The following is an 11,997-nucleotide window of genomic DNA, read 5'->3' as shown; positions in this document are numbered from 1 at the left end:
TTACAGCCGGTCGTGCAAACCGCTGTCCGGCTCATGTTGATCATCGATAAAGTGCGTATAATCCGCCGCCATGACTCGAACCCGATCTCCCCGTTCCCGTAAAAAACCTCCTTCCCGCGGCCTGCGCCCGTGGCTGGGCTGGGCGCTCAAGCTAAGCCTGGTGGGCCTTGTCGTGCTCGCCGGCTTCGCGGTTTACCTCGACGCCGTGGTCCAGGAGAAGTTCTCCGGCAAGCGCTGGACCATCCCGGCCAAGGTGTACGCCCGCCCGCTGGAACTGTTCACCGGCCAGAAGCTGAGCAAGGATGACTTCCTCACTGAACTCGATGCCCTGGGTTACCGCCGCGAGCCCGTGAGCAACGGCCCGGGTGCCGCCGCCGTCAGTGGCAACACCGTCGATTTGAACACTCGCGGCTTCCAGTTCTATGAAGGCCTGGAAAAAGCCCAGCCGGTGCGCGTGCGCTTCTCTGGCGATTACGTTGCAGAGCTGTCGTCGCTCAATGGCTCGAAGTTGCCCGTGGTGCGTCTGGAACCCTTGATGATCGGCGGGATTTACCCGAAGAACCTTGAAGATCGCATCCTGATCAAGCTTGACCAAGTGCCGCCATACCTGCTGGAAACCTTGGTTGCAGTAGAAGATCGCGACTTTTATAGCCACTGGGGTGTGTCACCGAAGTCGATTGCTCGCGCCATCTGGGTCAACACCTCCGGCGGGAAGATGACTCAGGGTGGCAGTACGCTGACGCAACAATTGGTCAAGAACTTCTACCTGACCAACGAGCGCAGCCTGACCCGTAAGCTCACCGAAGCCATGATGGCAATGCTGCTGGAACTGCATTACAGCAAGCAGGAAATCCTTGAGGCGTACCTCAACGAGGTCTTCGTCGGTCAGGATGGCCAGCGCGCCGTGCACGGTTTTGGCCTGGCCAGTCAGTTCTTCTTTGGCCAGCCTTTGTCCGAGCTGAAGTTGCATCAAGTCGCGTTGTTGGTGGGGATGGTCAAAGGGCCGTCCTATTACAACCCGCGCCGCAACCCGGAGCGTGCGCTCGAGCGTCGTAACCTGGTGTTGGATGTGCTGGAGCAGCAGGGTGTTGCCACTGCCGAACAAGTCGCTGCCGCGAAGAAAATGCCACTGGGTGTAACCACTCGCGGCAAGCTCGCGGACAGCTCCTTCCCAGGCTTTATCGACCTGGTCAAACGCCAGTTGCGTGAAGATTACCGCGACGAAGACTTGACCGAAGAAGGCCTGCGGATCTTCACCAGTTTCGACCCGATTCTGCAGATGAAGGCCGAAGCGTCGGTGAACGACACATTCAAGCGCCTGACCGGCCGTAAAGGCTCGGATGAAGTCGAGGCGGCGATGGTCGTGACCAACCCGGAAACCGGCGAAGTCCAGGCCATGATCGGCAGTCGACAAGCCAGTTTTGCCGGTTTCAACCGCGCACTGGATGCCGTGCGGCCGATTGGCTCGCTGGTTAAGCCGGCGGTCTACCTGACGGCTTTGGAAAAACCGAGCAAATACACCCTGACCAGTTGGTTGTCGGATGATCCGCTCTCGGTCAAAGGTGCTGATGGCCAAGTGTGGACGCCGCAGAACTTCGATCGACGCTCCCACGGCACCGTGTTCCTGTACCAGGGCCTGGCGCATTCCTACAACATCTCCACCTCGCGCCTCGGGCTTGAAGTGGGTGTACCGAATGTGCTGAAAACCTTGGGGCGCCTGGGCATTACCCGTGAGTTCCCGGCGTTCCCGTCCATGCTCCTGGGGGCTGGCGCCATGACCCCGATGGAAGTGGCCACGATGTACCAGACTCTCGCCAACGGTGGTTTCAATACTCCGATGCGCGGCATTCGCAGTGTGCTGACCGCCGAGGGTGAGCCGCTCAAGCGCTACCCGTTCCAGATTCAGCAGCGTTTTGATGCGGGTTCCATCTACCTGATCCAGAACGCCATGCAGCGCGTAATGCGTGAAGGCACCGGGCGCTCGGTCTACAGCGTGCTGCCCTCGAACCTGACGCTGGCGGGCAAGACCGGTACCAGTAACGATTCGCGTGACAGCTGGTTCGCCGGCTTCGGCCAGGACGTGCTGGCGGTGGTGTGGCTTGGGCGTGACGACAATGGCAAGACGCCGTTCACCGGCGCGACCGGTGCCCTGCAGGTCTGGACCAGTTTCATGCGCAAGGCCGACCCGCTGCCGCTGAACATGCCGCAGCCGGATAACATCGTGCAGGCTTGGATTGATCCACACACCGGCCAAGGTTCTGATGCCAACTGTCCGGGCGCGGTACAGATGCCGTATATTCGCGGCAGCGAGCCACCACCCGGCGCCGCATGCGGTGGCAGTGCCCCTGCTGACGCGGAATCGGTGATGGATTGGGTCAAGGGCTGGATGAATTAAGCTAAAGAGGGTTTCAAGTGAACAAGTGGTTGATTCCAGCTATTACAGCTCTGGCGGTGCTCAGCGGTTGCTCCAGCGTGCAGCGTGGTTCGATTCCAGTGGTGGATTCGAGCACGACCGTTTCCAACAGCGACCGCATTTCGGCCACTGGCGGCTTCCGTCAGACCGTAGTCAAGCGTCCTGCCCAAGCCACACCGCAAGCCATACCGCAGGATTCGGGCGTGGTGGTGATGGTGCCGGGCGCGGGTGCCGCTACGTCGGCACCGATCAGTGCGGAGCCTTGGACCCCGGGGCCAAGCACGTCGGGGCCAATCGACGCCACGCCGATCCAAACGGCGCCGGTCAATCAGGGCAGCTACACCATGCCGTCTACGCCGAGCGGTATTCCGTCGCGTTCGAGCGCTGGCGGTCTGTCGGCTGACGAGCAGCTGGATGGTCCGGTGTTGGCTTTGCTGACCACTGCCCAGCAGCAGCAGGCCGGCGGCGACTTGAACGGTGCGTCGTCGAGCCTTGAGCGTGCCCAGCGTGTGGCACCTCGCGAGCCGCAAGTGTTGTATCGCCTCGCCCAAGTGCGTATGGCTCAGGGTGATGCGCCGCAGGCCGAACAGTTCGCACGTCGCGGCCTGACCATGGCCAATGGTCGTCCAGACCTGCAAGCCAACCTGTGGGCCTTGATTGGTGACGCGCGTGCCGCACAAGGCGATGCTGCCGGGGCCGCTCAAGCTCGGCAAAAAGCCAAGGTCAGCCTCTGATGGATGCACGTTTTCCAGCTATTGCTGAACAGTTATTGCTGATTGAGCGCGAGTTGCGCGTGCAGGGTTGGTGGGACGAAGTGTCCCCCAGCGCCGAGGCGCTCAGCAGCGTCGAGCCTTTCTCGGTTGATACCCTGGACTTTCACCAGTGGCTGCAGTGGATCTTCCTGGTGCGCATGAAGCAGATTCTGCAGCAGGACCTGCCCTTGCCCAATGCGTCAGGGATCATGGAAATGGCCGAGATGGTCTATGCCGATCGGCCGGTCGAGAGCCTGGGTTTACGAAATGCGCTGAAAAAGTTCGACCAACTGATCGTCGACGCTCGTTAATTGCCTGACTGCCGGTTTTTCCGGCAGTCTTGCGCACATTTCTACCGCTTGACGACATTCAGGCGAGTTTTATCCCTCCTCAAACCCCTTTCTTCTACGTTCTCATGCGCTTAGTTGGAAAAAAGCGCAATTATTGCTTGACTTGAAGGGGCTGAAACAGAAGAATCCAAAGTCCGCTGTATCGGGACTGCCAGAAGCAGGCCCGCTCAGCAGATCATGAGGCGCACACCCGCGCCGACCTGTAACACCCGCAACGCGTTACCTCGCGCTGGGTGGGAAAAGCCCGCAACACTTGGGACGATCCCAATACTTGCTCAGTCAGTGCTGACGTAGTCGGCGACCACCGTCGCTCATGCTCTGTTGAGAAGTAAACCTATTAAGACCCGTCGGTTTTTAACGGACGGTATTCTGGCGTTTTAGAGGTGAACAACGTGGAGCTTTTATCTGGTGGTGAGATGCTCGTCCGCTTTTTGCGTGACGAAGGCGTCGACTATATCTACGGGTACCCAGGTGGTGCTCTGCTGCATGTCTACGACGCACTGTTCAAGGAACCGGCTGTTACCCACATCCTGGTGCGCCACGAACAGGCTGCGACCCATATGGCTGACGGTTACGCCCGTGCCACCGGTAAAGCCGGCGTGGTACTGGTAACGTCCGGCCCAGGCGCAACCAATGCCATTACCGGCATCGCGACTGCTTATATGGACTCCATCCCGATGGTGATCATTTCCGGCCAGGTCGCAAGCACCATGGTCGGTACCGATGCATTCCAGGAAACCGACATGATCGGTATCTCTCGGCCGATCGTGAAACACAGCTTCATGATCAAGCATGCCTCGGAAATCCCGGAAGTCATGAAAAAGGCGTTCTACCTTGCACAGTCCGGTCGCCCGGGCCCTGTAGTGGTCGATATCCCGAAAGACATGACCAATCCGGCTGAGAAATTCGAATACGTCTTCCCGAAGAAAGCCAAGCTGCGTTCCTACAGCCCGGCCGTTCGTGGGCACTCGGGGCAAATTCGCAAGGCGGCAGAAATGCTCCTGGCGGCCAAGCGTCCTGTGCTGTACTCGGGTGGTGGCGTGATTCTGGGTGGCGGTTCGGCGCCTTTGACCGAACTGGCCAAACTGCTCAATCTGCCGGTGACCAACACCTTGATGGGCCTCGGCGCATTTCCGGGCACGGACCGCCAGTTCGTCGGCATGCTCGGTATGCACGGTAGCTACACCGCCAACCTCGCGATGCACCATGCCGATGTGATCCTGGCTGTAGGCGCGCGTTTTGATGACCGAGTGATCAATGGCGCGAGCAAATTCTGCCCGAATGCCAAGATCATCCACATCGACATCGACCCGGCGTCCATCTCCAAGACGATCAAGGCCGACGTGCCAATCGTGGGCCCAGTGGAAAGCGTGTTGACTGAAATGGTTGCCGCCCTCAAGGACATCGGCGAAACGCCGAACAAGGAATCCGTTGCCAGCTGGTGGAAGCAGATTGACGAATGGCGCGGTGATCGCGGCCTGTTCCCTTACGACAAGGGCGACGGCAGCATCATCAAGCCGCAAACCGTGATCGAAACCCTCTGCGAAGTGACCAAGGGCGACGCCTTTGTGACCTCCGACGTGGGCCAGCACCAGATGTTCGCCGCGCAGTACTACAAGTTCGACAAGCCTAACCGTTGGATCAACTCCGGTGGCCTGGGCACGATGGGCTTTGGTTTTCCTGCGGCCATGGGTGTAAAGCTGAGCTTCCCCGACACCGACGTCGCGTGCGTCACCGGTGAGGGCAGCATCCAGATGAACATCCAGGAACTGTCGACGTGCTTGCAGTACGGCCTCCCGGTGAAGATCGTCTGCCTGAACAACGGCGTGCTGGGCATGGTTCGTCAGTGGCAGGACATGAGCTACGGTAGCCGTCACTCCCACTCCTACATGGAATCGCTGCCAGATTTCGTCAAATTGGTTGAAGCCTATGGCCACGTCGGCATGCGCATCACTGATTTGAAGGATTTGAAACCGATGATGGAAGAGGCGTTCGCCATGAAGGACCGCCTGGTGTTCCTTGATATTCAGGTTGACACCAGCGAGCACGTCTACCCGATGCAGATCAAAGACGGCTCTATGCGCGATATGTGGCTGAACAAGACGGAGCGTACTTAATCATGCGGCACATTATCTCCCTGCTTCTGGAGAACGAACCCGGCGCTCTGTCTCGTGTTGTCGGCCTGTTTTCGCAACGCAACTACAACATCGAAAGCCTGACCGTGGCCCCGACCGAAGACCCGACCCTGTCGCGCCTGACGTTGACCACCGTGGGCCACGATGAGGTAATCGAGCAGATCACCAAGAACCTCAACAAACTGATCGAAGTGGTCAAGCTGGTCGATCTGTCGGAAAGTGCCCACATCGAGCGTGAGCTGATGTTGGTGAAGGTTAAGGCCACGGGTGCCCAGCGTGCCGAAATCAAACGGACTACCGACATTTATCGCGGGCAGATCGTCGATGTGAGCGCCAGCGTTTATACCGTGCAACTGACCGGTACAAGCGACAAGCTGGACAGCTTCATCCAGTCGATCGGGACGGCCTCGATTCTGGAAACTGTACGCAGTGGCGTCACCGGGATTGCTCGTGGCGACAAAGTACTCAGCATCTAACCCAATTAGTGAATGGCCTAACGGCCTGGATATATAGAGGAACCTCATGAAAGTTTATTACGAAAAAGATTGTGACCTGTCGATCATCCAGGGCAAAAAAGTCGCCATCATCGGCTACGGTTCCCAGGGCCACGCTCAAGCGTGCAACCTGAAAGATTCCGGCGTTGACGTGACTGTTGGCCTGCGTAAAGGCTCGGCCACTGTTTCCAAGGCTGAAGCTCATGGCCTGAAAGTAACTGACGTTGCTTCCGCTGTTGCTGCTGCCGACCTGGTCATGATCCTGACCCCGGACGAGTTCCAGTCCGCGCTGTACAAGAACGAAATCGAGCCGAACATCAAGAAGGGCGCAACCCTGGCCTTCTCCCACGGCTTCGCGATTCACTACAACCAGGTTGTGCCGCGTGCCGACCTCGACGTGATCATGATCGCGCCGAAAGCACCGGGCCACACCGTGCGCTCCGAGTTCGTCAAAGGCGGCGGTATTCCTGACCTGATCGCGATCTACCAGGACGCTTCGGGCAACGCCAAAAACGTTGCACTGTCCTACGCAGCGGGTGTTGGTGGCGGTCGTACCGGCATCATCGAAACCACCTTCAAGGACGAGACCGAAACCGACCTGTTCGGCGAGCAAGCTGTTCTGTGCGGCGGTACCGTTGAACTGGTTAAAGCCGGTTTCGAAACCCTGGTTGAAGCTGGCTACGCGCCGGAAATGGCCTACTTCGAATGCCTGCACGAACTGAAGCTGATCGTTGACCTCATGTACGAAGGCGGTATCGCCAACATGAACTACTCGATCTCCAACAACGCCGAATACGGCGAGTACGTGACTGGCCCGGAAGTCATCAACGCCGAGTCCCGTCAGGCTATGCGCAACGCCCTGAAACGTATTCAGGACGGTGAATACGCCAAAATGTTCATCAGCGAAGGCGCAACCGGCTACCCTTCGATGACCGCCAAGCGTCGTAACAACGCCGCTCACGGTATCGAAATCATCGGCGAGCAACTGCGCTCCATGATGCCGTGGATCGGTGCCAACAAGATCGTCGACAAAGCCAAAAACTAAGTCGTACGCATCAAGAGAAAACGCGGCTTAGGCCGCGTTTTTTCGTTTGGGAGGCAGGTTCTGGTATAAAGCTGCATCGTTTGCGGGCGAACACTCGCCGCAAGTATTTGTCGAATTTTTTTCACACCGTTGCAAGGTAAAGTCCATGAGCGAACGTCCCGACGAGCCAAGCCAGGCTTCTGGCGCCGATAGCCTGCTACCGATCGATGAACATGTCGAAGAAGGGCATGACGCGGAAGGCCGCAAGGTCCGGCATCGTGGCATCTATCTCCTGCCCAATCTGTTCACCACCGCGAACCTGTTTGCCGGGTTCTATTCCATCATCAACTCCATGAGCGCTCAGAGCGCATTGGCGGCGGGTGATGCGGCGAGTGCCAGCAAGTATTTCGGTTTTGCTGCCATCGCAATTTTTGTGGCCATGGTGCTCGACGGCCTTGATGGTCGTGTCGCGCGCATGACCAATACCCAAAGCGCCTTCGGTGCCGAGTACGACTCGTTGTCGGACATGGTCGCCTTTGGTGTGGCGCCTGCACTGCTGGCGTTCGCTTGGGCGCTGGGTGATATGGGTAAGGTCGGCTGGATGGTTGCCTTTATCTACGTCGCGGGCGCAGCTTTGCGGCTGGCGCGCTTCAATACCCAGGTGGGTACCGCCGACAAGCGTTACTTCATTGGTCTCGCGAGCCCCGCTGCTGCGGGAGTGGTGGCGGGTATCGTCTGGGCGTTCAGTGACTACGGGATACAGGGATCGAAGATGTCTTTCCTGGTGGCCTTGATGGTTGCGGCGGCCGGGATGTTGATGGTCAGTAACATCAAGTACAACAGCTTCAAGGAGTTTGACCTCAAGGGGCGCGTGCCTTTCGTGGCTATCCTGGTGGTGGTACTGGTATTTGCCGTCGTGTTCAGCGACCCGCCGCGCATATTGCTGCTGGCATTTTTGGTCTATGCCGCTTCGGGGCCGATTCAGTACCTGCTGCATCTTCGTCGGGACAAAACATTGCCTTAATGTAATATTCCCCATACTCCGCAGTCTATTGGTGCATCAGTTCTCCAATGCTGCGGAGTTGCCATGTTAATCAAGATCCCCAAAGCGTCCGATTGCCACGAATCGGATGTCACCCCTGAATCCTTCTATCTCTCTCGCCGTAGCTTGCTTGGCGGTGCGCTTGCCGGTGTGGCTGCGAGTACGTTGCCGCGTTGGGCGAGTGCGGACGATGCTGCGCGTTACGCTGATGTCGAACCGGGTAACGCTCCGAGCTGGTTTGCCGAGAAACTGCCGAGTACCCAGTGGCAGGCTGTCACGGTCAAGGGCGAAGCCATCACTCCGTTCAAGGATGCAACCCACTACAACAACTTCTATGAGTTCGGCACGGATAAGGGCGACCCAGCGAAGAACGCGGGTTCACTCAAGACTGAGCCCTGGAGTGTGGTCATTGATGGGGAGGTCGCGAAGCCTGGGCGTTATGCGCTGGAAGACTTCATGAAGCCTTATCAGTTGGAAGAACGCATTTACCGGCTGCGCTGTGTCGAGGCGTGGTCGATGGTGATTCCGTGGATGGGCTTTCCAATTTCAGCCTTGCTCAAACAGGTTGAGCCAACCTCCAAGGCCAAGTACATACGCTTTGAAACGCTCCAGGACCCCAAAAGCATGCCGGGGCAGCGCTCCAGCTTCGGCTTGATCGACTGGCCTTATGTAGAAGGGCTGCGTCTGGATGAGGCGATGAATCCGTTGGCGATCCTTGCGGTTGGCATGTATGGGCGTGAGTTGCCTAACCAGAACGGTGCGCCATTGCGTTTGGTGGTGCCGTGGAAGTATGGATTCAAGAGTGTGAAGTCCATTGTGCGTATCAGTCTGGTGAGCGAGCAGCCTAAGACCACGTGGCAGAGTATTGCGGCCAATGAGTATGGGTTCTACGCGAACGTGAATCCTACAGTCGACCATCCTCGCTGGACCCAGGCGCGGGAGCGTCGTCTGCCGAGCGGCTTGTTCAGTCCGAATGTGCGCGAGACGCAGATGTTCAATGGCTACTCGGATGAGGTCGCCTCTCTTTATACAGGCCTCGATTTGCGGAAGAACTACTGATGCGTTATCCGATCTGGCGCGTTGGCGTCTTTATAGCCGCGGCGATATGGCCATTTTTCTGGCTGTATGAGGCGTGGAGCTCTGTGCTCGGGCCGGATCCCGGGAAAGTGTTGATGGATCGACTGGGGCTTGGAACGTTGATTCTGTTGCTGATCACGCTGTGCATGACGCCACTGCAGAAACTCAGCGGGTGGGCGGGGTGGATAGCCGTCCGCCGACAGTTGGGGCTCTGGTGTTTTGCGTATGTGGCTCTGCACCTGGCGGCTTATTGTGTGTTCATCCTTGGACTTGATTGGTCGCAATTTGGTGTAGAGCTGCGCAAGCGGCCTTACATTATTGTGGGCGCGCTGGGTTTTCTCTGTTTATTGGTGCTGGCGGTGACGTCAAATCGTTATAGCCAGCGTCGGCTCGGCAGCCGTTGGAAGAAGCTGCATCGTCTGGTGTATGTGATTCTTGGGCTTGGTTTGCTGCATATGCTTTGGATCGTGCGGGCCGACCTGAAGGAGTGGGCTATCTATGCATCTATAGGCGCGTTGCTTTTGCTCTTGCGGATTCCACCAGTGATGCGTCGAATTCCCCGCCTTATTGCGAAAAAACCACTTTCTACGACAAAAGCGTAATTAGCGCTTGACGGCAAATTCTGGAAGTCTATAATTCGCCCCACTTCCGGCGCAGTCGAAACGGAAAACTCCTTGGTAAACAAAGAGTTATGCAGAGTTCGACAGCGAGTTGCTTCAGTTCATCGAAGCCCAGAAGGAGTTGGTAGGGCAGTGTTGTTTGGCTCTATTAACGTTTCGATCCTCTCGGTCGAAAGCGGAGAAAAAGAGGTGTTGACAGCAGCGTGTAACGCTGTAGAATTCGCCTCCCGCTAACGAGAGATCGGAAGCGCAAGTGGTTGAAGTTGTTGAAGAATTCTTCGAAAACTTCTGAAAATAATCACTTGACAGCAAATGAGGCTGCTGTAGAATGCGCGCCTCGGTTGAGACGAAAGATCTTAACCAACCGCTCTTTAACAACTGAATCAAGCAATTCGTGTGGGTGCTTGTGGAGTCAGACTGATAGTCAACAAGATTATCAGCATCACAAGTTACTCCGCGAGAAATCAAAGATGTAACCAACGATTGCTGAGCCAAGTTTAGGGTTTCTTAAAAACCCAAAGATGTTTGAACTGAAGAGTTTGATCATGGCTCAGATTGAACGCTGGCGGCAGGCCTAACACATGCAAGTCGAGCGGTAGAGAGAAGCTTGCTTCTCTTGAGAGCGGCGGACGGGTGAGTAATGCCTAGGAATCTGCCTGGTAGTGGGGGATAACGTTCGGAAACGGACGCTAATACCGCATACGTCCTACGGGAGAAAGCAGGGGACCTTCGGGCCTTGCGCTATCAGATGAGCCTAGGTCGGATTAGCTAGTTGGTGAGGTAATGGCTCACCAAGGCGACGATCCGTAACTGGTCTGAGAGGATGATCAGTCACACTGGAACTGAGACACGGTCCAGACTCCTACGGGAGGCAGCAGTGGGGAATATTGGACAATGGGCGAAAGCCTGATCCAGCCATGCCGCGTGTGTGAAGAAGGTCTTCGGATTGTAAAGCACTTTAAGTTGGGAGGAAGGGCATTAACCTAATACGTTAGTGTTTTGACGTTACCGACAGAATAAGCACCGGCTAACTCTGTGCCAGCAGCCGCGGTAATACAGAGGGTGCAAGCGTTAATCGGAATTACTGGGCGTAAAGCGCGCGTAGGTGGTTTGTTAAGTTGGATGTGAAATCCCCGGGCTCAACCTGGGAACTGCATTCAAAACTGACTGACTAGAGTATGGTAGAGGGTGGTGGAATTTCCTGTGTAGCGGTGAAATGCGTAGATATAGGAAGGAACACCAGTGGCGAAGGCGACCACCTGGACTAATACTGACACTGAGGTGCGAAAGCGTGGGGAGCAAACAGGATTAGATACCCTGGTAGTCCACGCCGTAAACGATGTCAACTAGCCGTTGGGAGCCTTGAGCTCTTAGTGGCGCAGCTAACGCATTAAGTTGACCGCCTGGGGAGTACGGCCGCAAGGTTAAAACTCAAATGAATTGACGGGGGCCCGCACAAGCGGTGGAGCATGTGGTTTAATTCGAAGCAACGCGAAGAACCTTACCAGGCCTTGACATCCAATGAACTTTCTAGAGATAGATTGGTGCCTTCGGGAACATTGAGACAGGTGCTGCATGGCTGTCGTCAGCTCGTGTCGTGAGATGTTGGGTTAAGTCCCGTAACGAGCGCAACCCTTGTCCTTAGTTACCAGCACGTAATGGTGGGCACTCTAAGGAGACTGCCGGTGACAAACCGGAGGAAGGTGGGGATGACGTCAAGTCATCATGGCCCTTACGGCCTGGGCTACACACGTGCTACAATGGTCGGTACAGAGGGTTGCCAAGCCGCGAGGTGGAGCTAATCCCACAAAACCGATCGTAGTCCGGATCGCAGTCTGCAACTCGACTGCGTGAAGTCGGAATCGCTAGTAATCGCGAATCAGAATGTCGCGGTGAATACGTTCCCGGGCCTTGTACACACCGCCCGTCACACCATGGGAGTGGGTTGCACCAGAAGTAGCTAGTCTAACCTTCGGGAGGACGGTTACCACGGTGTGATTCATGACTGGGGTGAAGTCGTAACAAGGTAGCCGTAGGGGAACCTGCGGCTGGATCACCTCCTTAATCGACGACATCAGCTGCTCCATAAG

Annotated in this window: 9 protein-coding genes and 1 rRNA gene; all 10 read left to right on the top strand. The window is 56.8% G+C overall.

Features of this window, described 5'->3' with window-relative positions; translation table 11 throughout:
• Positions 1–70 precede the first annotated feature (70 nt).
• The 10 genes from mrcB to A7J50_RS24790 all read left to right on the top strand — a co-directional run bounded on the left by mrcB (position 71) and on the right by A7J50_RS24790 (position 11,971).
• Complete coding sequence (gene mrcB, locus A7J50_RS24835) at positions 71–2,395, top strand: penicillin-binding protein 1B (RefSeq protein WP_064454153.1); 2,325 nt, start codon at positions 71–73, stop codon at positions 2,393–2,395.
• Between the two features lie 17 nt (positions 2,396–2,412).
• The gene (locus A7J50_RS24830; protein ID WP_064454152.1) at positions 2,413–3,147 is read left to right on the top strand and encodes a hypothetical protein; all 735 of its coding nucleotides are present in this window, start codon (positions 2,413–2,415) and stop codon (positions 3,145–3,147) included.
• Complete coding sequence (locus A7J50_RS24825) at positions 3,147–3,476, top strand: YqcC family protein (RefSeq protein WP_064454151.1); 330 nt, start codon at positions 3,147–3,149, stop codon at positions 3,474–3,476. Before A7J50_RS24830 ends, A7J50_RS24825 begins: the two co-directional genes overlap by 1 nt.
• Before the next feature lie 431 nt (positions 3,477–3,907).
• The gene (locus tag A7J50_RS24820; RefSeq protein WP_053258279.1) at positions 3,908–5,632 is read left to right on the top strand and encodes an acetolactate synthase 3 large subunit; all 1,725 of its coding nucleotides are present in this window, start codon (positions 3,908–3,910) and stop codon (positions 5,630–5,632) included.
• A 2-nt stretch (positions 5,633–5,634) separates the two neighbouring features.
• A complete protein-coding gene (gene ilvN, locus A7J50_RS24815) occupies positions 5,635–6,126 on the top strand; it encodes an acetolactate synthase small subunit (protein ID WP_003176102.1) in 492 nt (163 codons plus the stop codon).
• Between the two features lie 46 nt (positions 6,127–6,172).
• Complete coding sequence (gene ilvC / locus A7J50_RS24810) at positions 6,173–7,189, top strand: ketol-acid reductoisomerase (protein ID WP_064454150.1); 1,017 nt, start codon at positions 6,173–6,175, stop codon at positions 7,187–7,189.
• Between the two features lie 145 nt (positions 7,190–7,334).
• On the top strand, positions 7,335–8,192 hold the full coding sequence (gene pssA / locus A7J50_RS24805) for a CDP-diacylglycerol--serine O-phosphatidyltransferase (protein ID WP_064454149.1): 858 nt from the start codon (positions 7,335–7,337) through the stop codon (positions 8,190–8,192).
• 63 nt (positions 8,193–8,255) lie between these two features.
• Positions 8,256–9,269, top strand: a complete 1,014-nt coding sequence (gene msrP / locus A7J50_RS24800; protein ID WP_064454148.1) for a protein-methionine-sulfoxide reductase catalytic subunit MsrP — start codon at positions 8,256–8,258, stop codon at positions 9,267–9,269.
• Entirely contained in the window at positions 9,269–9,889 is a 621-nt protein-coding gene (gene msrQ, locus A7J50_RS24795; RefSeq protein ID WP_064454147.1) for a protein-methionine-sulfoxide reductase heme-binding subunit MsrQ, read from the top strand. Before msrP ends, msrQ begins: the two co-directional genes overlap by 1 nt.
• A 545-nt stretch (positions 9,890–10,434) precedes the next feature.
• Positions 10,435–11,971: ribosomal RNA gene (locus A7J50_RS24790) — 16S ribosomal RNA — on the top strand.
• The last annotated feature ends 26 nt before the right edge of the window (positions 11,972–11,997 follow it).

Source organism: Pseudomonas antarctica (assembly GCF_001647715.1).
GTDB classification, from domain to species: Bacteria; Pseudomonadota; Gammaproteobacteria; order Pseudomonadales; family Pseudomonadaceae; genus Aquipseudomonas; species Aquipseudomonas antarctica_A.
Note: the sequence above shows the minus strand (reverse complement) of the source record. Positions and strands in the feature narration are given on the sequence as shown.